This is a genomic window from Eudoraea sp., assembly GCF_039969275.1.
Lineage (GTDB): Bacteria > Bacteroidota > Bacteroidia > Flavobacteriales > Flavobacteriaceae > Eudoraea.
The window spans coordinates 110,210-133,734 of the sequence record NZ_JBDVOC010000010.1; the positions used below are offsets into that span (position 1 = coordinate 110,210).

General features: G+C 36.2%; 26 protein-coding genes. 15 read left to right on the forward strand and 11 right to left on the reverse strand.

The genetic code is table 11. The annotated features are described in order from the left end of the window. Nucleotides 1–73 precede the first annotated feature (73 nt). From ABJH90_RS08370 to ABJH90_RS08380, 3 genes are all read right to left on the reverse strand, one after another. Nucleotides 74–355: a 2TM domain-containing protein gene (locus ABJH90_RS08370; protein ID WP_348138270.1), complete on the reverse strand. Its 282-nt coding sequence runs from the start codon at nucleotides 353–355 to the stop codon at nucleotides 74–76. 136 nt (nucleotides 356–491) lie between these two features. Next, the gene (locus ABJH90_RS08375) at nucleotides 492–1,823 is read right to left on the reverse strand and encodes a 2TM domain-containing protein (RefSeq protein ID WP_348138272.1); all 1,332 of its coding nucleotides are present in this window, start codon (nucleotides 1,821–1,823) and stop codon (nucleotides 492–494) included. Between the two features lie 15 nt (nucleotides 1,824–1,838). Continuing rightward, complete coding sequence (locus tag ABJH90_RS08380) at nucleotides 1,839–2,477, reverse strand: hypothetical protein (RefSeq protein WP_348138274.1); 639 nt, start codon at nucleotides 2,475–2,477, stop codon at nucleotides 1,839–1,841. 140 nt (nucleotides 2,478–2,617) lie between these two features. Here ABJH90_RS08380 and ABJH90_RS08385 point away from each other — a divergent pair, with 140 nt between their 5' ends. After that, a complete protein-coding gene (locus ABJH90_RS08385) occupies nucleotides 2,618–3,241 on the forward strand; it encodes an FMN-binding negative transcriptional regulator (RefSeq protein ID WP_348138276.1) in 624 nt (207 codons plus the stop codon). A 38-nt stretch (nucleotides 3,242–3,279) separates the two neighbouring features. Here the strand turns inward: ABJH90_RS08385 and ABJH90_RS08390 are convergent, their stop codons facing one another. Together ABJH90_RS08390 and ABJH90_RS08395 are read right to left on the reverse strand one after the other, a co-directional pair. Continuing rightward, nucleotides 3,280–4,017 carry a response regulator gene (locus tag ABJH90_RS08390; RefSeq protein WP_348138278.1) on the reverse strand — a complete coding sequence of 246 codons (738 nt, stop codon included), beginning with the start codon at nucleotides 4,015–4,017 and terminating at the stop codon, nucleotides 3,280–3,282. Nucleotides 4,018–4,019: 2 nt separating this feature from the next. Beyond that, nucleotides 4,020–5,933, reverse strand: a complete 1,914-nt coding sequence (locus ABJH90_RS08395; RefSeq protein WP_348138280.1) for a histidine kinase dimerization/phosphoacceptor domain -containing protein — start codon at nucleotides 5,931–5,933, stop codon at nucleotides 4,020–4,022. Nucleotides 5,934–6,188: 255 nt separating this feature from the next. Between ABJH90_RS08395 and ABJH90_RS08400 the strand changes: the two genes are divergently transcribed. The 8 genes from ABJH90_RS08400 to ABJH90_RS08435 all read left to right on the forward strand — a co-directional run bounded on the left by ABJH90_RS08400 (nucleotide 6,189) and on the right by ABJH90_RS08435 (nucleotide 13,501). After that, nucleotides 6,189–6,704, forward strand: coding sequence for an ester cyclase (locus ABJH90_RS08400; protein WP_348138282.1), 516 nt, complete (start codon nucleotides 6,189–6,191; stop codon nucleotides 6,702–6,704). 42 nt (nucleotides 6,705–6,746) lie between these two features. Next, nucleotides 6,747–7,520, forward strand: a complete 774-nt coding sequence (locus ABJH90_RS08405) for a hypothetical protein (protein ID WP_348138284.1) — start codon at nucleotides 6,747–6,749, stop codon at nucleotides 7,518–7,520. A 74-nt stretch (nucleotides 7,521–7,594) separates the two neighbouring features. Continuing rightward, complete coding sequence (locus ABJH90_RS08410; protein WP_348138286.1) at nucleotides 7,595–8,110, forward strand: nuclear transport factor 2 family protein; 516 nt, start codon at nucleotides 7,595–7,597, stop codon at nucleotides 8,108–8,110. A gap of 23 nt (nucleotides 8,111–8,133) precedes the next feature. Then, the gene (locus ABJH90_RS08415) at nucleotides 8,134–9,060 is read left to right on the forward strand and encodes an ester cyclase (protein WP_348138288.1); all 927 of its coding nucleotides are present in this window, start codon (nucleotides 8,134–8,136) and stop codon (nucleotides 9,058–9,060) included. Nucleotides 9,061–9,104: 44 nt separating this feature from the next. Further along, nucleotides 9,105–9,869, forward strand: coding sequence for a hypothetical protein (locus ABJH90_RS08420; RefSeq protein ID WP_348138290.1), 765 nt, complete (start codon nucleotides 9,105–9,107; stop codon nucleotides 9,867–9,869). A 194-nt stretch (nucleotides 9,870–10,063) separates the two neighbouring features. Next, entirely contained in the window at nucleotides 10,064–12,091 is a 2,028-nt protein-coding gene (locus ABJH90_RS08425) for a S9 family peptidase (protein WP_348138292.1), read from the forward strand. Nucleotides 12,092–12,168: 77 nt separating this feature from the next. Next, a complete protein-coding gene (locus ABJH90_RS08430; protein ID WP_348138294.1) occupies nucleotides 12,169–12,549 on the forward strand; it encodes a hypothetical protein in 381 nt (126 codons plus the stop codon). A 100-nt stretch (nucleotides 12,550–12,649) separates the two neighbouring features. Then, nucleotides 12,650–13,501, forward strand: a complete 852-nt coding sequence (locus ABJH90_RS08435) for a TIM barrel protein (protein WP_348138296.1) — start codon at nucleotides 12,650–12,652, stop codon at nucleotides 13,499–13,501. A 51-nt stretch (nucleotides 13,502–13,552) separates the two neighbouring features. On the opposite strand, the gene ABJH90_RS08440 is transcribed toward ABJH90_RS08435, so the two are convergent. After that, the gene (locus tag ABJH90_RS08440; protein ID WP_348138298.1) at nucleotides 13,553–14,647 is read right to left on the reverse strand and encodes an adenylate/guanylate cyclase domain-containing protein; all 1,095 of its coding nucleotides are present in this window, start codon (nucleotides 14,645–14,647) and stop codon (nucleotides 13,553–13,555) included. A gap of 294 nt (nucleotides 14,648–14,941) precedes the next feature. Here ABJH90_RS08440 and ABJH90_RS08445 point away from each other — a divergent pair, with 294 nt between their 5' ends. The 3 genes from ABJH90_RS08445 to ABJH90_RS08455 all read left to right on the forward strand — a co-directional run bounded on the left by ABJH90_RS08445 (nucleotide 14,942) and on the right by ABJH90_RS08455 (nucleotide 18,143). Further along, nucleotides 14,942–16,225 (forward strand): MFS transporter, encoded by a 1,284-nt coding sequence (locus tag ABJH90_RS08445; RefSeq protein WP_348138300.1) that lies wholly within the window; start codon nucleotides 14,942–14,944, stop codon nucleotides 16,223–16,225. Between the two features lie 247 nt (nucleotides 16,226–16,472). Beyond that, a complete protein-coding gene (locus ABJH90_RS08450; protein WP_348138302.1) occupies nucleotides 16,473–16,892 on the forward strand; it encodes a DUF2141 domain-containing protein in 420 nt (139 codons plus the stop codon). Between the two features lie 309 nt (nucleotides 16,893–17,201). Further along, a complete protein-coding gene (locus tag ABJH90_RS08455) occupies nucleotides 17,202–18,143 on the forward strand; it encodes a LysR substrate-binding domain-containing protein (protein ID WP_348138304.1) in 942 nt (313 codons plus the stop codon). Between the two features lie 27 nt (nucleotides 18,144–18,170). Here the strand turns inward: ABJH90_RS08455 and ABJH90_RS08460 are convergent, their stop codons facing one another. Next, nucleotides 18,171–18,368, reverse strand: coding sequence for a hypothetical protein (locus ABJH90_RS08460; RefSeq protein ID WP_348138306.1), 198 nt, complete (start codon nucleotides 18,366–18,368; stop codon nucleotides 18,171–18,173). Between the two features lie 117 nt (nucleotides 18,369–18,485). Between ABJH90_RS08460 and ABJH90_RS08465 the strand changes: the two genes are divergently transcribed. Then, a complete protein-coding gene (locus ABJH90_RS08465; RefSeq protein ID WP_348138308.1) occupies nucleotides 18,486–19,760 on the forward strand; it encodes a D-alanyl-D-alanine carboxypeptidase in 1,275 nt (424 codons plus the stop codon). Here the strand turns inward: ABJH90_RS08465 and nudK are convergent. The 4 genes from nudK to ABJH90_RS08485 all read right to left on the reverse strand — a co-directional run bounded on the left by nudK (nucleotide 19,757) and on the right by ABJH90_RS08485 (nucleotide 22,410). Further along, complete coding sequence (gene nudK, locus ABJH90_RS08470; protein WP_348138310.1) at nucleotides 19,757–20,338, reverse strand: GDP-mannose pyrophosphatase NudK; 582 nt, start codon at nucleotides 20,336–20,338, stop codon at nucleotides 19,757–19,759. The genes ABJH90_RS08465 and nudK overlap by 4 nt on opposite strands. Nucleotides 20,339–20,382: 44 nt before the next feature. Next, nucleotides 20,383–21,036 carry a DUF2461 domain-containing protein gene (locus tag ABJH90_RS08475; RefSeq protein ID WP_348138312.1) on the reverse strand — a complete coding sequence of 218 codons (654 nt, stop codon included), beginning with the start codon at nucleotides 21,034–21,036 and terminating at the stop codon, nucleotides 20,383–20,385. A gap of 40 nt (nucleotides 21,037–21,076) precedes the next feature. Then, nucleotides 21,077–21,877, reverse strand: coding sequence for a TIGR00266 family protein (locus ABJH90_RS08480; protein ID WP_348138314.1), 801 nt, complete (start codon nucleotides 21,875–21,877; stop codon nucleotides 21,077–21,079). 77 nt (nucleotides 21,878–21,954) lie between these two features. Continuing rightward, a complete protein-coding gene (locus ABJH90_RS08485) occupies nucleotides 21,955–22,410 on the reverse strand; it encodes a DUF4442 domain-containing protein (protein ID WP_348138316.1) in 456 nt (151 codons plus the stop codon). Nucleotides 22,411–22,543: 133 nt separating this feature from the next. On the opposite strand from ABJH90_RS08485, the gene ABJH90_RS08490 reads away from it, so the two are divergent. Together ABJH90_RS08490 and ABJH90_RS08495 are read left to right on the forward strand one after the other, a co-directional pair. Then, nucleotides 22,544–23,026, forward strand: coding sequence for a DUF4870 domain-containing protein (locus tag ABJH90_RS08490; RefSeq protein WP_348138318.1), 483 nt, complete (start codon nucleotides 22,544–22,546; stop codon nucleotides 23,024–23,026). A 163-nt stretch (nucleotides 23,027–23,189) separates the two neighbouring features. Next, a complete protein-coding gene (locus ABJH90_RS08495; protein WP_299161429.1) occupies nucleotides 23,190–23,525 on the forward strand; it encodes a PadR family transcriptional regulator in 336 nt (111 codons plus the stop codon).

Below are 23,525 nucleotides of genomic sequence, written 5' to 3' on the forward strand. Positions count from 1 at the left end.
TTTTGTTGTTAGTTGTTAATATTTTAGTGTTGTCCTAAAAATAGGCAACTTAGAGAATCGGTTTCAGAGTAGCTCAAAAACCTTCCTTATTCATTAATTCCTGTATTTTTCTTTGCTCCCATCCCTTACCCCACAAAGGGTTTATTCCATAGGCAGCCATACCTGTAACTACAAGGCCAAAACCCCAGCCAAGAGCCGGAAACACCGCCCAGGGAAAGCTGGTAGTCTGATAATTTATCCATATTAGGATAGGGATAACTATGCAGTACAAAATACTACTGATATAAAATTCCCTAATAGCTTTTACTTGTTCCTTTGCCTTTAAATAACCGGCTTCTTTTCTATTATTTTCCATGAGTCCTGTTTTGTAAATGATTCTGTTATTAATTACAAATCAAAATTCCGAAATGTTGGACAACCTTCTAAATTTAAGTTTCTCAACCGTATTATTAAACCGATGAATTGTAATTTTGAGTAGACCGAATCCCTTCCTAAAACTTATCGTTATCCATTAGTTCTTTTATCTTCTTTTCCTCCCAGTTCTTACCCCATAGAGGATTATAGCCAAAGGCCTCCATTCCGTGCATTAGAAGTCCAAAACCCCATCCCAGTGCAGGAAAGATTGCCCACGGAAAACCTGTTGACCTAAAATTTAACCAAATCAAAAAAGGGATTACAATGCAATATGCAGTAAGATTTCCATAGAAACCCTTAATTGCCTCTACTCGTTCTTTAGCTTTCTGATATCTCTTATCACTGATATAGATTTGCTGTGATTCCCTCATACTAACCTTTTTGGTAAGCATAGGCAATAAGATTGTAAAATCTTTCGAGGTCTTTTTAATTTGAACTTCTTTGTCCGAAAGGATACTATATCGTTGTTGAATATTCCTGAGTCCTACACCACTACTCTTCTTGACCACCTGTTTCTCTTGCAAATTATTTTGAATGACCAGTGACTCCCCTTCTTCGAAAACCTTAATATGCAAAGGTCTTGTACTCGTGATTACGTTGTGTTTAACCGCATTCTCCAGCAAAAGTTGCAGGGAAAGTGGCACAATCTTAGCTTCAGGATTACTGCACTTTTCTGGAATATCAAATACAATGCTGTCTTCAAATCTCATTTTTAACAATCGTATATATGTTTTTGCAAACTGAAGTTCCTCGTCAACGGTAACCAGGTCCTTGTTTTTTTGTTCCAGAACGTACCTGTATACTTTTGATAGAGACGTAGTAAATTTTTGTGCCTGATCGGGATCCTCCTCAATTAAACTTGTAAGTACATTAAGACTGTTAAATAAAAAATGAGGATCTAGCTGATTTTTTAATGCATCGAACTTTGCAGAAGCTGTCCCGGCAATTATTTTTTGCTCCTTGACTTTTTTATCCTGTAAAGCCCTGTAAAAGTAAAAGGCATGAAAAAAGACACTAATTACAACGGTGATTATTAGTGCTATAAGGTAATGGATAACCCTTTCCTCAGCGAGAAATTCCTCCCAACTGGCGCTTTCGAACCCCATGCGAATCAATATTCTTATCCAAAGAATGCCAATCATGGTTAGAACTATTCCACCAACGGCTCCTATAACCAGTCTATACCTGCCATATTTTTTCCAAACGACCCGATGATTTAAATAATCAAAAAAAGAACTGTTAATAAGGGTCAGTATCACAGAATAAAGTAGATTATAACCCACTCCTATGAAAAATTCTCTATCAAATTGAACTGAGCCGTTTGCAAAGAATTCAATACCAATAAAAATAACAGATAAGACCAGCCCAATAAATATGCCTATTAAAAATGTCTTAAACAGATATCTCATTATTTAAAGCCTTAATTATTTATTAACTTTCTGATTATCACAATTATTGAGAATCATTACAGCTCTTTCTTTTCCCCAATTAGGATAAAATGGTCCTTCAGGTTTAAAGTTAGCAAAAAGTTCCAATGACCGCTCTACATCTTTACAATAAGGAGCCGTGTCTTTTCCAAAGTATTTGGCAGAACCCATGTCCCATTCGGCTTTAGACAAAACCACTCTTGGATTATTAGGAGCCAGGCCCAATGCCTTTGTATAAATCGCAACGTTTTTCGCTGAGAGGGTCATTCCATAGGTGGCACCGTCAAAAGCTATCCAAGCAGTATGGATCATTGCCTGCTGTATCAGTATTTCCGGGTTTTCAGGTGATATGGCCATAGCAAGGTCAATAGATTCCTGCGCCTTTTCTAGCTGTTGACCTATCTTTTCTTTATCTGTTTCGCCAAACGAGTGAGTGGTATTTACCTGAGCAACATAATAATATGGCAACCAATTATCCAATTCCGCCATGGCAATTCGTTCAAAAAGATTGGACGCTTCTGTTGTCTTTTCCTCACCCCAAAGTGAAAAAGCCTGTTGCATCCCTTTGGTATATTTATCCTGTCCAAATACAGATACCCCTATAAAGAAAGATATTAGTAATAAAGTGTTTTTCATTTTTTGGAGTTTTAAAGGTTTATGGCTCAAAAATGGCCTAAAACCCGTTCCCATATAAAAAAGACTTACTGAATTGTAGTTTTTGAGCGACTAATTGTAATTTAGACCCTCCTTTGGCGGAGAATAAGTAAGGTAAACCTATGTATATCCCACAACACTACAAAAATGAGAACCTTAAAGAAGTTAAGGAATTCATTATTAATAATTCCTTTGGCATTTTAATAAATTCCATAAAGGGTAAACCTTGGGCCACACATATCCCACTAGAGCTAGATAAGGATAGTAATGGGAATGACATCCTTGTAGGGCATATTGCTAAGGCAAATCCACAATGGAAATATTTTATTGAAAATAAGGAAGTACTTTGCATATTTAACGGGCCACACACTTATGTCTCTTCATCCTGGTATGCAAAAGAAGAAGTTCCTACCTGGAATTATATTGCAGTACATATCTACGGATTATTAAAAATTCAGGACGAGAAGGCGATGATGACCTCTCTTCATAAACTGGTAGACAAATATGAGAGAAAATCAGAAAATCCCATATCCCTGAATAATTTGTCCAAGAATACACTCAGGCAAATTAAAGGCATTATAGGTTTTGAGATTGAGATAAAGGAAATACAGGCAGCTTATAAGTTATCGCAAGGTCGTGAACAGGATCATCCCAAAATAATCGAGGAGCTAAAAAAAAGAGATAACGGTGGTGGGCATGCAATTGTAGAAGCCATGATAAAAAGTACAATCAAAAAAACTAAATAAGATAAGTGTATTGTTTAAGAAAGTTGTTCTTTTAACCCTTAAATGGTATGCAATCTTCCAAGTAAAACTTCCTTATATGACTTACTTATTGGAATAACCTTTCTGTCTATCTCTAGATGACTATCTGCTACAATATCCAATTTACATATGTTAACGATAAATGACCTGTGGACTCGTATAAAACAACTATCTTTTAATTCATTTTCAATTGTTTTTAAAGTGCTTACAACCAGGTATTTACCTATTTCGGTTATAATATTACAATAGTTTCGTTCGGCCTCAATATAAAGAATTTGGTCTATTAATATTTTAACCATTTTCCCATTATGCCTCACAAAAATCTGATCAGGTAAAACCTGTAAATTAGTTTGAGCCCTGTATTGTTTTAAACTTCCGTTATCCTTTATTTTCTCAACAACCAGTGCAATCGTTCGCTGAAGATTTAATTTATTAAACGGTTTGGAAATAAAAGCATAAGGTTGCGTTTCTTTTGCCCTGGAAAAAGTGCCGTCATCATTATTGGCAGTTAAATATATTATGGGTATTTCATTTTGCAGATGAATAGCAATAGCCGCATCTATGCCATCTATGGCACCTTTAAGATTAACATCCATCAAAATGATATCAGGTTTATTTTGATTTGCATTACTAATTGCATCTTCACCCCCGGACACAATACCAATGACTTCGTAGCCTAACTTTGTTAATTGTAATGAAAGATTCGCTGCGATAATCATATCGTCTTCCACTATTAAAATTCTAATTAACTTATTCATATTTAAGCTGCTCTATGATTTTGAAATTCAAAAGAAACTGCTGTTCCCTTCTTAACATTTAAGGACATTTTGCCTTCTAATTGCCTGGTAAGTAATTCAATTAATTGAGTACCAAAACCCGTACCCTCCATCTTTTCATGATAGTTTTTCCCTATGCCATTATCTGACACTTCGAGTTGTAACTGATTCCCCGATTCTATAAGACTAATCTTTATAAGTCCATTACGATTATCTGGAAAGGCATATTTTAAAGCATTGGTAAACAACTCATTCACTATCAGACCAATTGGAATAGCAGTATCAACATCCAATTCCATTTTCTTCATCTCACATTCAATATGAATTCTTTCTGAAGCCCCGTAAATATCTACAATATAATCTCCCAGGCTCTTAAAATATTCCTTCATCTCAATGGATGAAAAGCTTTTACCCTGATAAAGTTTTTGGTGAATCATACTCATACTATGTACCCGAAGTTGACTTTTCTGCATAGCGTCGGCTACCTTTGAATCCCCTACCTGTTCAGATTGCAGAGATAATAAACTGGATACAACTTCTAAATTATTTTTTACCCGGTGGTGTATTTCTTTTAGTAAAAATTCTTTTTCGTCATTTTGTTTTTTAAGCAATCTGTTTTTCCTTTTATTGGTTTCTATGCCATTATATAGGAGTAATAAAATCATAAGCAAAAGCCCTCCAATAAGAATCATTAGCGTCTGCGTTGATCTTTGTTTTTTAATTTGATTTTCCTGTACTATGATAGTACTCTCTTTTTGAGCCACGTCAAACTCAGTAAGTAATAATGAAATATGCTGATCTGCCTCGGCCGTAAATATCTCCTTTTTAAGTTTATCATACTCTGCATAGGCCTGATATGCTTCTCGATAATTGTGATTACCTGCATAAGCCTTACCCAATGCTTCATAGGCCTGGCTAAGATAAAAATCATCTCCAAAATCCTCAGTGGCAATGTAAAGACTTCTCTCAAGACTCTCGATTGCGGAAATGTATTTGCCCTGCAGGTTTTGTGATTTACCAATAGACAGCCAGGAACGCATTAACATGAAGTTATTATCCAACAATTGCCCATATTTTACTGCATTCTCACCTGCAAGATCTGCTGCATCAAAATCGTTCAGATAGGCCTTCAGATATACCATAGATATATATACGTCGCATAAATTATTATAAAAGCCATATCGCTCACCAATTGCAATAGAATGTTCGTAATAATTAAGAGCTTCTTCATGTTTATCAAGTGCCAGATAACAATTCCCAACAACATAGAGCGTAAAATCATAATCCAGATCGTTTAATCCTCTTTCTTCAAAAAGAACTAAGGCCTTTAATCCATATTCCAAAGCTTTTTCAAAGCGCGATTGTTTCCAAAATAAATTACTCAAATCGCTAAACGCCACCGCCATGGCTCTTTTATCCTTTAATTGATCTCCTAAAAGCAGGGTTTCCATAGCAATATCGGCCGCCTTATCTAGTTTTCCCTGTCTTTCATATACATACCCCAACTGAGTATAGACCAATGGCAGGTCTTTTTCTAAAACTTTTTTCATTGAGGATTCTAAAGTAAATCGCGCACTATCCAATTTCTCCATCCTTAAAAGAATAGCCCCCTCAGTAATTTGAAACCTGCCTTCCCATAGGGTATCTTTCCTTTCACGGGTTAGTTGTAAGCCTTCATTTGTAAAATTTAAGGCTTTTGTTAAATTCCTGGTATGCCAGTAATAGGCTAGGTCATTTAGAATATTGAATTGGATGGTATCTGTTTTGGCTAATGGGTATGCACCCTCAAGGATGTCCAGGTAGGAAACACCAAAATTATCTGTATCAACAAATACTCTATTGTAGGAATTTTCGCTTTGAAAGTCAATAATCTGGGACTGCAAAAGTTTAGGGCTCAAAAATGAACATATGAAGAAAACCAAAACCGTTAAAAATCGGCTTACCATGATATTTTATAAATAGTCGAGGGGGGCACCTAATTCTCTAAATATACAAATTTTAACATAATAATTGCTTCGTTAAGTGAAAATAGACATTCGGACAGTAAATAGGGCTGTTCGTCCATACATACTTTTATTTGTACCAATATATTGCTTCTTTAGCATACCGCATAGGTATAATGAACGCTTATCGGTTAATTTGTGCGGAAAACCATGTCCAAATCTGTCATTTATATTTTTATTTTATTCGTTGTAATTACAGCATGCAGACCAGAGAACAAAAATGCGGAATTGTCTATGAACGATCGACTTTCCAATAATTTAACTGTATTTATTGATTCGTGCTGGAATGATCAAAATGTCTCTAAATTAAATGAATTGGTAGCGAAGAATTTTGTTAGAATGCTTAATGGTATCAATGTTGCCGGGAATGAAAATGAAATGGCGGCTCACATGAATGTTTATTTTACAGGTTTTCCTGACCTAAATATTCAATATAGTGACGCGTACATTGAAGGCAACAACATTTTTATGAATTGGGAATGCACTGGCAGTAACACGGGCGTGTTTGGTGAGATGCGGGCTACGGGTAAAAAAATTAAGATTCAGGGACTTACGCACCTTTATTTCACAGAAGAAGGAAAATTATATAAGGAAGACGTCTATTATAACGAGCTCGACCTTCTGCAACAACTGGGTTACTCCCTTACTGCGCCTGTGCTTGAATAATTTAAATCCAATACATTAATTAGTTTAACATAATTTGAATCAATGATGAGAACATTAAAGACAAGATTAACAAGTTTAATTTTACTATTACTTACCGGGGCTATAGGCCTCGCCCAGGGAGAAAGTAACACCCAGGCATATTGGGTACATGAGGATGTTGTAAAACCTTCTAAGGTAGCCGACTACGAATCAATTTGTAAAGAATTTACAGAGAACCTGAAAAAACATAACATTCAGGAAATTAGTACCATAGTTACCAATACAGAAGATGACCGCTATCTCTGGGTATCCCCTATTGCAAATATGGCGGCTATCGACAAACCCTTGTTCCCAACTTTGATGGAAAAAATGGGTAAAGAGGCCTTTTCCAATATGTTTAACCGAATGGATGAGTGTTATGATGTTGAACAGGATTATATCATACATTTAGACAAGGCACTGTCTTACATGCCAGAAGGCATAACACAAACACCTGAAGGTGAAAATTATCGTAAATTCTTCTATTTCCATATTACTCCGGCCAGCCGGGCTATGGTAAAAAAGAATATGGAAGCTATAACAAGTTTATTTGCCAGTAAAGGCTCGAAATTCTATTACAGGGTATACAAAAGTGGTTTCGGTACCAGGGGTGAGTTTTATATGGTAGCAGCTGCTGCAAAAAATGCTACTGACTATAGTGCGAAAGTAACCGTAAACAATGAACTCTTAGGTGCTGAATGGCCTAAATTATACAATGAGCTAAGAAGTAATTTGTTGAAATTTGAGGTGTTTACAGGAAGTATGAGACCAGATATGGCATATAGTCCATCTAAATAAATATTAACTACTACCCCCAATAGTCTAAACCTATTGGGGTTTTTACTATACACTAACTATTAAAAATTAAAATCATGAAAAAAATTCTTTTAATCTGCCTGGCAACTACATTTTTTATAAGTTGTAAAAATGCCGAGCCAAGATACTTCTCTTCTTCACCGGAAATAGATGTGGCAAAAGCTCATATAAAAGCCTATAATGAAGGAGATTGGACTACCTGGATGTCTCACTACGACGATACTGCTAAATTATCTCACAATACCCTGGACGAGAGCTCACCGGCTGAAGTATTGGAAGCACTTAAAGGTTTGCTCGCAGGTGCATCTAGTTATGGATTTACAGATAAGGACATATTTTACGAAATGGTAATTGACGATAAAGCTGAAAAATGGGTGAATTTCTGGGGTACCTGGGAAGGAACCATCGCAGCCAATAATCAGAAACTTATAATACCAGTTCACCTCACGGCTCAATATGTGGATGGCAAAATAGTGGAAGAACATGCCTACTACGATTTATCTGAGTATATGGCAGTGATGCAACAAATTGAATCAGAAATGGTGGAGGAAGAAGAAGTTATGGAAGAATAATCTGTTAATAAAATTTAATATAAATGAAAAAAATATTTTTGATAGGACTTGCTGCAATTCTTTTTATAGCATGTGAGCAAAAAGCTGAAAGGTACAGCACATCAGGACCTGAAGTGGATTTAGTAAAAGCTTTATTAGCCGATTATGAAAAAGGGGATTGGGACAGTTGGACGGAAAAATATGCAGATACCGCAAAAGTCTACTACAATCAATGGGATGACAGTATAACCGTAGCCCAATCTTTGGAAGGGCATAAAAGTACTATTGCTTTGTTAAGCTCATATGGTTTTGGTGAGGATGTCATTTATGAAAAAATAATAAGTGATGGTGGGAATACATGGATTAATTTCTGGGGAAGATGGGAAGGCACCCTTAAAGAAAATAATAAAGTACTTGTATTACCTGTGCATCTCTCCGTCCGGGTTTTAGACGGTAAAGTAGTGCAGGAAAATGGTTTTTGGGATAACTCCATTATGCAAACGGCTCTCGAAGAAATTGAAGAGATGAAAAATACGCCTGAACTGGAAAAAACCATTATGGCCAACCATGATAAAATGGTTGAAGCCTGGAACAAAAATGATACCGAAGCCTTTAAGGCAATTACCGCAGCTAATGTTATTAGAAACTCTAACGGCGCACGGCAGGCGAACAATCAGTCTGAATATGCAGCTATGATGAAACAATTCCATACCGGTTTCCCGGATTTCAAAGTAAAAATGGAATCCTATTTTCTAAAAGACGGAAAATCCTATCTAAACTGGACCTGCACTGGCACCAACACTGGACCATTTATGGACAATCCTCCAACCGGTAATAAAATGGAGATCCATGGATATAGTGTATGGGCATTTGACAGCAACGGCCTCGCCGTTCAGGAAGATTCCTTTTTTGACAATATGGATATGTTAAGTCAATTAGGATACACACTTACACCCCCCAAGGCCAACTAACAGTAAAAATGAAAATAAATTTCTAACCTTTAATTATAATCAAAATGAGAAAATTTCTTTATCTGATGTTACTTATTCCCTTTTTTGTAATATCTCAAGGAACAGAAGAATACATGGTCATGGAAAATGTCATGTTAACCGCTATTCCGGCAAAAACTGCGGAATTTGAAGCAGGTTTAGCTGCACATAATAAAAAGTACCACGCAGAAGGTACGCATGGCGCCCGTGTTTATTGGATTTCAAATGGGAAAAATGCCGGAAAATATATTTGGGCAATGGGACCTTTACCCTGGAGCGCAATGGATAGCAGACCGGCCGCTGACGGGCATGATGAGGATTGGAGTAATAATGTAGTTCCTTATACCACGGCAGAAAGTGACGTTACTTACTGGAAGTTTCATCCACAATTCTCCAATTTTCCCAGCGATTTTAACTTAAAATATTTATCTGTTTTTATGGTAGATTTTAAGCGATTTAAATACCCTGAAATGATAAGTATTCTGGAAAGAGTTAAGAAGGTGAATACGGAAAAAAATCCTGATGAAGCCTATGGAGTTTACACTAATGAAATGCCAGACACCGAAGACGGCAGAGATATGGCCTTTGTAAATTTCTTTAGTAATTCAGGATGGATGGGGCGTGAAGATAACTTTCCTAAAAAGTTTGATGAAGTACATGGCGAAGGAAGTTTTATGAAATTTCTTAAGGATGTGGAAGCAGCTACTAACGGAGATCGTTCAGAAATGTGGACATTTAGGGAAGACCTAAGTGGACTTAGCGGAACTGTCAATGCTCTTGAAAGACAATAATCTAAATAAAAACCATTACTGAAGTTTTAAACTGAAGCAGACTTCAAACCAACGAATCAAAACCCGGTAAATACCGGGTTTTGTTTTGTCTATTACTTTTCTGTGAAGTATAAGACTTTAAAAATACTTTAAACCCTTTATTAGGGCATTACAACATTCTTCATTAATTTCCCCTCCAATCCAAAATACAAATCATGCAAAAAAATCTTTCATTTCTTTTCATTGCATTCTTCATAGGCCTTACTGCTTACGGACAGCAAAAAACCAATCTTGAGCTCACAGATATTTTTAATATGGAATTTGTCTCCGATCCTCAGATATCCCCGGATGGAACAAAAATTATTTATGTAAGGAATTTTAAGGATATAATGACGGACAAGAATCTATCAAATTTGTGGATCGTAAATTTTGATGGTTCCCAAAACAGGCCCTTAACGACTGGAAACCAAAATGATCTTGCCCCACGTTGGTCACATGATGGCAATAAAATTGTATTTAAATCGAACATGCAGGATGATAAAATCAAACTTTTTATGATGTGGATGGACACCAAGGAATATGTTGCACTTACAAATACAATTACATCCCCTGGAGGAATTAGTTGGTCTCATGATGATAAACATTTGGCATTTACAATGTTTGTCCCTAAAAAATCTGAGTCCATTATTAAGTTACCTCCTAAACCTGAAGGTGCTAAATGGAACAAACCGCCTGTTTACATTGATGAGATGAACTACCGTGGAGATGGCAAGGGTTATTACAAAAGCGGGAATCAACAGCTTTTTATTCTATCCACTGATGGAGGCACACCACGGCAACTCACTTTTTCAGAATACGATCATGGGGCTCCTATTTGGTCCAAAGACAATCGAAAATTATATTTTTCGGCAAACCTTCACGAAAACCGTGAATTTGAACCACGTAATAGTGAAATTCAGGAACTAACGTTAGGGAATAATTCTATTAGAGCCCTAACCGATAGATTGGGACCAGATAATGGACCGGCTCTATCAGCAGATGGAAAATTTATTGCCTATACCGGCTTTGATGATAAATATCAGGGATATCAGCTTACTCAATTGTATATTATGAATGCGGACGGAACCAATTCCAGGACGATTTCCGGCAATTTTGACAGGAACATTCAAAGTATTAATTGGTCTAATGACGGTAAAGGTCTATACTTTCAATATGATGATAAAGGGGATACAAAAATTGGTCATATATCAACAGCAGGAAAGGTGTCACAGATTTCGGAAAATTTAGGAGGCCTTTCTTTGGGCAGACCATATAACTCGGCATCCTATACAGTCTCAAATAACAACAAATTTGCATATACCTTGGGAGGTACAGAACATCCTGCCGATTTAGGGACGTTTTATAAAGGAAATAATCAAAGAATCACCAAACTTAATGATGATCTGTTCTCTTATAGAAATGTTGCTGAAGTGGAAGAACTGTGGTGGGAATCTTCTTTTGACCAGAGAAAAATACAAGGTTGGCTGGTAAAACCACCTAATTATGATCCTTCCAAAAAATACCCTCTCATACTGGAAATCCACGGCGGGCCTTTTACAAGTTATGGCACGGTATTTTCAGCTGAAATCCAGTTATACGCGGCTCAAGGCTATTTAGTATTATATACAAATCCCAGAGGAAGTACCAGTTATGGCGAAGAATTTGGAAATCTCATCCATCATGATTACCCCAACCATGACTATGACGACCTGATGTCGGGCGTTGATGAAGTAATTAAAAAAGGTATTGTAGACGAAAATAACATGTTTGTCACAGGGGGTAGCGGTGGAGGTGTACTATCTGCATGGATTGTTGGTAAAACTGATAGATTTGCGGCAGCGGTTGTAGCCAAACCGGTCATTAACTGGTATAGTTTTGTGCTTTATGCAGATGGGGTAGGGATTTTCTATAAATACTGGTTTCCAAATAAACCCTGGGAAGATCCAAGTAGCTATCTAAAACGGTCACCCCTCTCATATGTTGGAAATATTTCAACGCCCACAATGTTGCTTACAGGAGAAGAAGATTACCGTACCCCGATAGCCGAGTCCGAACAGTTTTACGCGGCACTTAAACTGGAAAAAGTAGAAACAGCAATGGTGAGAATTCCAGGAGCATCACATGGTATAGCCAATAAACCAAGTAATCTGATTGCCAAGATAGCGAGTGTACTGGCCTGGTTTGAAAAATATAAAAAAGACTAACATCACTAATATTCTGTTGCTGTTTTTACAAAATTCTGTGAAATTATAACTAACTTATAGAACTATAAGTCAGACAAATGATACACAATAAATATTGGCAGGCTTTTTTCGCTCTATCACCCATAATTATTTTCTTTATTATAATGCTGGGTTATTTCGGCTTTCTATTCTCCATGTTAAGTAATATTCCGGAACTGGAACAAGCTCATGATGGGCCACCTGAGCTAATTATGGAATGGATAGGCTCTTTCTTTATTGTGATTTTTTTAGTGATACTGCTTTCTGTTGCAAGTTTGGTGTTCTTTATTGTACATGCCGTTCAAAATCCGAATCTCAAGGAGGGGCATACGTTACTGTTGTGGATCTTATTATTCATTTTTGTTAGCGGTTTGGGAGAATTGATCTATTGGCTTGTGGAGATTGTAGCAAAACGAAACCATAATAAACAATTAGAATAATCTTATAATGGTTAGCAGAAGGTCCTTTATTAAAAAAACAGTTCTTGGCAGTACGGCACTTTCGTTACCAAATACCAGTTTATTTGGCTCAAATCTATTAATGAAAACCTCCTACCCAAATATATCTTTGGCACAATGGTCATTGAACCGGGCATTTTTCAAAGGGGAATTAAAGCCCATAGACTTTCCGGATATTGCCAAAAATTCTTTTGACCTAAATGCAGTTGAATATGTAAATGCATTTTATAAAGAAGTTGCAAAAAGTGAGAAGTATTGGAATCAACTGAAAAGTAATGCGAATGCAGCTGGCGTTAGAAATCTCCTGATCATGGTTGATGATGAAGGAGAATTGGGAAATCCAAATAATAATGAACGAACTCTAGCCATTGAAAATCATTATAAATGGATCAATGCCGCCAAACTACTAGGGTGTCACTCCATTAGGGTGAATGCCTTTGGACAGGGAGATAAGATAACATTGAAAAATTCATTAATAGATGGTTTGGGAAGGTTAAGTGATTATGGTGCCAAGGTAAATATTAATGTTCTGATTGAAAATCATGGCCTGCATACTTCAGATGGTAAGTTTATGACTTCAATACTAAAAGAAGTTAACAATAAACATTTGGGAACCTTACCTGACTTTGGCAACTGGTGCCTTAATGCCAAATGGGGAAGCACACAAAATAACAAATGCAGTGAAATGTATGATCCCTATCAAGGAGTTGCCGATTTTTTACCATATGCAAAAGGAGTAAGTGCAAAATCTTACAATTTTGACACTAATGGTAATGAAACTTTTTTGGATTACAGAAGGTTACTTAAAACGGTAAAAGATTCGGGATTTGATGGTTATATAGGGATAGAATACGAGGGCGAAAAACTAAGTGAACCAGAAGGTATCAAAGCAACCAAGTCGTTGATTGAAAAAGTATGGCTCAATTTAGAATAAGGCAGTTTTTAGCTTCTTATTTAGTCAAAACTAAACCAATATTCATTTGAATTATTCAAAATTAATCGCAAGTAATTGAATGGCATCCTGTTTTCCCCGTAGTATCAGTTTGCTAATTTCGGTATACGAAAAAATGGGGGCCGCATTTAATTTTATAACCAGATCTTCTGATATCAAAGCCCTAACCCCATAATTATTACATTCCGACTGGATTCTGGCTGTGGTGTTCAAGGCATCACCAGTATATATTATATCTTTTTTAATAATTCCAATTTCTCCGGTTGTGACCTCCCCAATATGGAAACCCGCTTTAAATTCCGGTACCAGTCCAAAATTTTCAATATAATGAGCCTTTTTAACCTTAAACACTTCGGAAATCATTTGGAAACAAACAATACAATTATTATTAAATAATCCCTTTTTCTCTGGCCATGAAACCACGATTTCATCTCCTACATACTGAAATATTTCCCCTTTGGTTTCCAGGATTGCATCAGTCATGTCTGCATAGTAAGACTTTATGAGGTCAAAATATTTTCTATGTCCTATCTTTTCTGCTATAGTTGTAGAAGACTTCATATCAAGAAACATAAATATTCTAACTTCTTGTTTAGGTTTTATGTATTTTCCAAAGGAGTAATTATAGAACACCTCGTTTCCCAAGTATGTAGTTATTTCAGAATAGAATAATGCGATATCTAATATTAATCCCGCATATAGGATAATACTCCAAAAAGAGAATTCCTTCATAAAGACTATCAAGCTGTTATAAACTACCGGATCAAAAACGGTACTATTAAAGCGAATTGAATTTGTAACTAAAGTGAGAATACTAGTAAAAATGATTAGCAGGATGGTATAAAAGGTTCCTTTGATGAATATCTTGTTCCAAAACGATTTGTCCTGATATCGCTTTCTTAACCAGGTCACCTCTATCCAACCTTGTGCCAATCCCATAAGAAAGCTTCCAAGACTCGTATATATCAGGGCATTCTTAAAATCATATTTGTTGCCCGTTGCAGGGTATATTGGAGAATCACCCAGTAATCCATATTCAAGAATTACATAAATAAGTCCGAATAGTAGCCAGATAATTCCAAACGTAAGCGTCTGTCTTAAATAACGATAATTTTTCGGGCTTAACATAGGAAGGTAAATATAAGAAATCCAAAGTGACTCCGTAAAATAGTATCATTAGAACCGATATTACAATTTCAGAACATACTTGGTATTTAAAAGTCCTTCCCTGGATAGATAGAGGTGGTGTTCAAATAAATCAGTTTTATAGCTGGATGTCAATAAAGTCCGTAATCGGGTAGATTCATAAAAAAAAACTACTTTTAATACCTTACTAGATCAATCCAAACTAAACCAATTAATATGTCGCAAATTTCTATTAGCTCGGTTAAACCCCGATTAACTTTTTGGCAAATCTGGAATATGAGCTTTGGTTTCCTGGGAATACAATTCGGATTTGCATTGCAAAATGCCAACGTAAGCAGGATTTTTGAAACCCTGGGCGCATCTAAAGACGAATTGCCTATTTTATGGTTAGCAGCGCCAGTTACAGGTCTTCTAGTGCAGCCCATTATTGGCTACTACAGTGATAGAACCTGGCATCCTAAATGGGGAAGGCGCAGACCTTTTTTTGCCATTGGTGCCATTCTTGCCACAATCGCTCTTTTTGCAATGCCTAACTCAACCGCGCTTTGGATGGCAGTAATTATGCTTTGGCTGATGGATGCTTCAATTAACATAACCATGGAACCATTCAGGGCATTTGTCGGTGATATGCTGCCCAATGAACAGCGGACCAGTGGATTCGCTATGCAAAGTTTTTTTATTGGTTTAGGAGCTGTAATTGCTTCTGCCCTGCCCTTTATAATGACTAATTGGTTTGGAGTAGAAAATATAGCTGCAGATGGCGGTATCCCGGATTCTGTAAAATGGTCATTTTACATTGGGGGCATTGCCTATTTCACTGCCGTAATGTGGACTGTTTTTAATACCAAGGAATATCCGCCGGATGACATTGAAAAACTTAAAAGTGAAAATGCAGAAATAGGAATATTTACCGGACTCAAAGAATCCTTTATGGGTATTTTTAAAATGCCCAAAACCATGGTACAGTTGGCATTTGTACAATTTTTTTCCTGGTTTGCATTATTTGCCATGTGGATATATTCTACCTCAGCTGTGACCAGCCATATTTATGAAACTTCAGATACCACCTCAGCAATATATAATGAGGGAGCTGATTGGGTTGGAATTTGTTTTGCTGTATATAACGGAATAGCCGCTCTGGTGGCTTTTCTTTTGCCTTTAGTGGCCAAAAAACTTAGCAGAAAAATGACACATTTAATTGCTCTTATCCTGGGAGGCATAGGCTTGATTTCCATTTATTTTATATCCGATCCAAATTTATTACTGGTATCTATGATAGGAGTTGGTATTGCCTGGGCAAGCATTTTGTCAATGCCCTATGCCATGTTATCCAGTATTTTACCATCTAATAAGATGGGATATTATATGGGGGTTTTTAATTTCTTTATTGTTATTCCGCAAATTGTGGCGGCGGGTATCCTGGGCTTTTTATTAAAATCATTTTTTGGTAATATTTCTATCTATGCATTGATTATTGGAGGCGTTTCAATGATTATTGCCGGCTTTTTATGTGTTTTTGTTCAAGACAATGAAGCTAATTCTGATTTAGCAAAAAAATAAGTGATCCATGATCTTATTTTTGGTTTTGGACCGCTTATAAATTATCTAATTGATTGCTTTTTTTATCGGTACTAATTGTCCAAAAGAAACCTACGCTTACCCAACTGTCTTTTGTTTAAGATGAATTGAGGTTCTAAAATATGAACACAATTCAATCCTTATTTTCTACAGTTGGGTACGGAATAATTTAGAATGATTGCGAGAATTAAGAGTTTTGAGCCATCATTAACAATTAAAAAACAGAAGCATGAAAACATTAGCACTTATTTTAGGTTTATTTATAACGGGAATTGTTGCAAACGCACAGGATATAAAAGGCATCACCGTTAAAGTCACTATTGAAAATGTTCTAAGTGATGAAGGTCAAATCCTTGCAGCACTACATACCCAGGATACCTTTATGAGAGGTCTGGGAATTCAAAATTTTCAAAGCAAGGCAAAAACCGGCAGCATTAGCTTTGTATTTGAAGATGTAAAACCCGGCGCTTATGCTATTTCTTCATTACATGATGCAAATGAAAATCAACGTATGGACTTCGAGGATAGTGGTATGCCAAAAGAAAACTATGCGATGAGCGGCAATGAGATGAATCAGGGACCTCCCACTTTTCAGGATGTCAAGTTCGAGGTAAACGGCGAAGATCTTGAATTAAATCTTCGTTTTTAAATAAGTATAAAAACAAAAAAATGCCCGCTTAATGCGGGCATCTTTATTTTATGTTTTGTCTAAAAGAAAATAAATTATATCCTGAATGTCTAAACTATCATTCTGTAGCACAAAACAGTATATCTACTCTGCCAGGCAGGCTTTCATCATCCAAACTGTTTTTTCCTGTTCCGTTATAAAACCACAATTCATGGTATTAGTTCGATCATTAATATTTTTCAATTTATCATCAAATTATTAAATATCTATCTCTTATAGTATAAATTTTATTGATAGTTTTTATATTTGTAATTCACATATCTATCATAAATGACCATTACCCAATTGCAATATGTTTTGGCTGTTGCGGAGTACCAGAACTTCACCCTGGCTGCCGAAAAAAGTTATGTTACACAACCTACATTGAGCATGCAGGTGCAAAAGCTTGAAGACGAACTGGACGTGCTTATTTTTGACAGAAGCAAGAAACCGATCCGTATTACAGAAGCGGGTCAAAAAATCGTTGCTCAGGCAAAAAACATTGTAAATGAAGCCGAACGAATAAAGGATATTGTTGATCAGGAAAAAGGGTTTATTGGTGGTGAATATACACTGGGTATTATTCCAACAGTCATGCCCACTCTGCTGCCCATGTTTCTTAAAACATTTATCAATAAATACCCGAAGGTAAATCTGATAATTAAAGAACAAAGTACAGAAACCATTATAAGGAACATACAGGAAGGGCATTTAGATGGTGCTATTGCCGCAACGCCTCTTGAAATAGAGTACATAAAAGAAAGACCGTTGTACTACGAACCCTTTGTTGGATATGTGCCAAAGAATCATAGACTTAGAGAAGCAGATAAACTAAATCCCAGTGATTTGGATATTAGTGATATTTTATTGCTAAAGGACGGGCATTGTTTTAGGGATGGTGTAATAAATCTTTGTAAAACACCAAAAAAATATGAAGATGAACATTTTCAGTTACAAAGCGGTAGTTTTGAAACATTGGTAAATCTGGCTGATGAAGATATGGGAATGACCTTATTACCTTACCTCAATACCCTGGAACTGGATGAGAAAAAAAAGAAAAATTTAAAATTTTTTAATAATCCCTCTCCTGCCAGGGAAGTAAGCCTTATTTATCACAAAAGTGAACTTAAGATCCAGATTACAAGGGCAATTAAAGAAGTTATTTCGGGGATTGTGCGCGGTGCAATCGCGTTTCAGGATGTAAAAATAATTAGTCCAATCAATAAAAATTAAAAGCCACCTTTTTGGGTGGCTTTTACGTTATGCTTTTAGATAAATTAATGTGGGTTGTAACTCTGGCTTATCTGTTATAAAATTTTGTAACCAGGCTTTCAATTCTTCAATTTCGTCAGGCAATAGTTTAGTTATTGCTTTTTTGAGTTCTTTACTAAAGAGTTTTACATCAAAACTTACTTTTTGGAGTACTGTTTTATAATACTCCAGCATAGCTTTTGCCATATTGAGAGTTTAATTTAATTAGATTGTTATTCCAAAAATAACCAAAAATAGCTTTATATTATTGTATACATTTCGTTAAAAATTAAACAAATTCATGTTAAAATCAAAATTTCACTATTGAAAAAATTCCTAAACATCTGCTATCCAATCCTTTTCTCACTTGTTCTTGGGGCCTGTGCATCTGGCAAAAAGTTAGACAAAACCATCACTACCACATTGAACCTTGAATCTTTCAGAAATCATTTTACTGGAATTTTGATTTACGATCCAAGTTCCGGTGATACTTTGTACCAGCTCAACAGCGACAAATATTTTACTCCGGCCAGTAATACAAAAATTTTTACCCTTTATACCTCGTTATTGCTTCTGCCCAAACAGATTCCCGCATTAAAATATTGTAATGTGAACGACACCCTCTTTATAGAAGGTACGGGTGATCCATCCCTCTTGCACCCATATTTAAACGATAGTTCTGTTACCCGGTTTTTAAAGGGCTTTAAAAACATATCCCTAAACCAGAATAACTTTTCTGATAGCAAATTCGGACCTGGTTGGGCATGGGAAGACTATGATGGATATTACTCTGCAGAACGCAGTGCATTACCTATATTTGGAAATGTGGTAAGAATCTCTAATCCGGATACCTTGCGTGTTATTCCCAACTATTTTATTTCGAATGTAAACCGGATAAAAAAGACAGTTAACCGAGAGATAGACGCCAATACTTTTTATTTCGATCCATCAAGAAAAGACACTCTTGAAATTCCATTTATTGCAGATGGTAATATTGTAAAGGTACTTTTGGAAGCAGAGCTCGACCGGGAAATATCGGTAGTTCAAAAAATGCCTTGCGAAGAGAAAATGATACTCTCGGGAATACTAACCGATAGCATTAATAAAAGAATGATGCAGGAAAGTGATAATTTTTTAGCCGAACAATTACTGCTACTCGCTTCCTCTACCCTATCAGACTCTTTAAACACAGGAACAGCCATAGAATATATACTTAAAAATCACCTTAAAGATTTAAAACAACCACCTAGATGGGTAGATGGTTCGGGACTTTCGAGATATAATCTTTTTAGCCCTGAGGCTATTGTATATGTTTTGAACGCAATTTATAGAGATGTTCCAAAAGAGCGACTATTCAATCTTTTTGCAGTAGGAGGAGAATCGGGTACAATAGCTGATTGGTACCCGGGAAATCCCCATCCATATATCTATGCTAAAACTGGCACCCTGGGTAACAATCATAATATTAGTGGGTATTTAAATACTAAATCTGGGAAAACCCTAATATTCAGTTTTATGAATAATCATTTTACGAATTCCTCTTCAGACATAAAAAAACAAATGCAATATGTTTTCGAATGGGTAAGGGACAACTATTAAATTATGTTATTTAAGCTTGCGTATTGTAGGAGCATAATGGTTTTTGCATCTTTTATTTCCCCATTTCTAATCATCTCCAGTGCCTTATCACTAAAAACTTCCAGTACTTCTATATTTTCACTCTCATCTGCAGCGCCCCCACCTTCTCCTACTTTCATTTGCTCTTCGTATTCCCCAATAAAAAAGTGAAGTATTTCAGTTACGGCGCCCGGTGACATATATGATTCAAATACCTTCTTTACATGATGTATTTTATATCCGGTCTCTTCCTCTACTTCTTTTATGATGCACTCTTTCGGATCAGCCCCATCCAGCAATCCGGCGCATACCTCTATCATCATTCCGGAAGGATTACCATTTACATAGGTAGGCATCCTGAATTGTTTGGTAAGAATAACTGTTCCTTTCTGTTTGTTATACAACAATATTGCAGCTCCATTTCCACGGTCATATGACTCGCGAATCTGAGTTTCCCAATCTCCATCATCCTTTTGATATTCGTAAGTGTATTTATATAAGGTGTACCAATTATCTGATAAAACTTCTTTTCTTATATTTCTAATCCTGCTTTTATTCACGTTAATCAGGGTTTATATTATTTGAAGTATTAAATATAATAGGTTTATACGGTAAGTGCATTATTTAAATATCTTCTAAAGGGAATCATTTCTTGGTAAACATTGATCACAGTTTCTTTAAAATCTTTGCTTAATACCTGATCTATTGAAAGCTGGTGAACTACGGCATATGACTTATTTTTCAACAAATCAATGTAAGGATGCTCCTTTGTAAAACCTTTGGGAGCAGCTTTCAACTTTTCATCAATATATAGCGAGCCAAAAGTTTCTTTGAATGATTCTTTATTGATAATTTTTATTAGTTCTTCACCATTATAATCTATAGCATCTCTTATACTTCGAAGTGATTTCGGATCCGGCCTCCAAATACCACCTGCAAGCAAAGATTCATTTATACCAATCTGAATATAGAAATCCCCTGTCCCTGGTGCTTTATCCAAGCCCGCGCCAAAGTGATCTTTATAGACAGGTTTGTGCGGGTGAAACATAAGATTATTGTTAATCCTGTTTATGCCCTTTTTTCCCGGAGTGGGGTAATAATTCTTATCAATGCCCGCCAGGGTATTATCCAAATCATCTAACCAGCTAATAAATTCTGCGCGAATTTCTTTGTATCTTTTTCGGTTGATATCCATCCAAGCCTTTGAATTGTTTTTCTCCAATTCACTTAAAAAATCTAATAGCTTTTTAAAATTCATAAAGACATCAGGTCTGGTACTAAAGCTTTATAGGTGTTATTTAGAAACGATTATCGCCATCCAGTAGATCCCCTATTCCTCCCAAAATACTTCCTTCACCTTTGTCTTTTCCTCCCCCTTTTGGTGCTGCAGCCCATATCCTGCCGGCCAGCCTGCTAAAAGGCAGGGATTGAATATAGACCGTTCCGGGTCCTCTTAAAGAAGCGAAGAACAAGCCTTCACCACCAAATACAGTGTTTCTGATTCCTCCAACAAATTCAATATCGTAGTCTATATCCTTGGTAAACCCAACAATACAACCCGTGTCTACTTTTAAAATCTCACCCGGCCCTAACTCTTTCCTGGCCAGGGTACCACCGGCATGAACAAAAGCCATCCCATCACCTTCCAGATTCTGCATTATAAAACCTTCACCTCCAAAGAGGCCCCTACCAAGTCGTTTAGAGAATTCTATACCTATAGAAACTCCTTTGGCAGCGCAGAGAAAGGCATCTTTCTGACAAATAAATTTTCCTCCTTTTTCAGATAAATCAATGGGCAAAATCTTACCTGGGTAAGGAGAAGCAAAACTAACTTCCTTTTTACCATGACCCACATTTAAAAAAGCAGTCATAAATAAGCTCTCACCGGTAAGAACTCGTTTTCCTGCGGAAAATATCTTGCCAAGTACACTGTTATCCTGATTGGAACCATCCCCAAAAATGGTATCCATCTTTATATCCGTATCCATCATCATAAAGCTACCGGCTTCGGCAACAACAGCCTCTTGCGGATCCAATTCTATTTCCACATATTGCATTTCTTCCCCATATATGTGGTAGTCTATCTCGTGTGCATTCATTGTTAATGTTTTAAGTTATCAATAGTTAGTTGATTTAGAAATGAAAATGTTACAGTTACTACTTAAATATAAAAATATCAGGTTCTTAATTTTACTGTCCATTCAAAATTAAAAGTAGAAACCACTAGTCCCGCTTCATTTATCCCAACAGATTTCATCCAAAATGTTTGCCCCTCTCCTGTGGCAATGGTTTGGTCTAATGCTTCTTTTATCTTCTGCCCATCCTCGCAGGTGAATGTAATTTTACCGGTCGCTTTTTTAGAAAAATTAGCATTATTACTGGCAACAAGCATGGAAATGCTTTCACTGCGTTCTCTAATCTGTGAACTAACCATAATCCCGGTACTAAGTTCGGCTGCCATCCCCTGAACAGCCCAGAACATAGATTTAAATGGGTTCTGATTAAACCATTTATGTCTTACACTAACTACAGCTTTCACTTCATCACACGATCTGAGTCTAACACCACACCACCAGGCCGACGGTAATTTAAAAAAGGCAAAGACATTGAATTTACTGGGACTTAGGCTCATTGGATTATAAATATAGGGTAAAAATAAGTATTCTATTTTAACTTATAAATGTTAATTCTTTGTTAAATATTAGTACTATGTTTTGCATAATACCTTCTTTTAGCCATATATTTGCATAAGAAACTAATATGCCATGACAGAGACATTGACCAGACACGAAAGAAATTTATCCGCAGTTATTCATGCGTCTACCCTTAGCAAGTACTTTATTCCCTTTGGTAACTTCCTTTTACCACTGGTTTTATGGATTGCAAATAAGAAGGAACACAGCTTTGTTGACTACAATGGAAAACAGGCTTTAAATTTTCAAATTAGCCTTTTATTGTACTCTGTCATTCTTGGAATCATATCTGTTCCTTTTATACTTGGATTTATACCAAGCATTTTTGATGGAGGGTTATTAAATATTCGTGATTACAACGAGTTCAACAATATCAATTTTCATTTTATAGGTGAAAATTTACATTTTGGATGGTGGCTTTGGCCTATTGGAATTACAGGTATGTTGCAGGTTGCGCTCTTTATTATCAATATAGTTTACACCATTTTGGCGACTTTAAGGACAAATGAAGGGCAGTATTTTAAATATCCAATTACGATCAATTTTATAAAGTAATAAACAGCATTAATCAGGCTGTATAAATAGGAGTTATTCATCAATTAAAAAAAGAGTTTATTTATCAATCATCATCAAATGAAAAACAAAAAAACGAACAGTTAACCAGATGCTGAAATAAATCCATGAGACTAGGAACAGCACAAAACAGAATTATGAAATTATGAACATAGAAAACACAAAAGCGCAGATGCGAAAAGGGGTTTTGGAATATTGCATACTCTCCATTCTAAGAGGAGAAGATAAGTATGCTTCTGAAATTCTTGGAACCCTTAAGGACGCAAAGATGCTGGTGGTTGAAGGCACTATTTATCCTTTACTAACCAGGCTAAAGAATGCCGGTTTACTCAATTACCGCTGGGAGGAATCAACCTCCGGTCCGCCCAGGAAATATTATGCACTTACAGAAACAGGTAAAGTGTTCCTGAAAGAATTAAATATTACCTGGGATGAACTCAGAGGAGCAGTTAATTTGGTTACCAATACTAAAAACAACTAA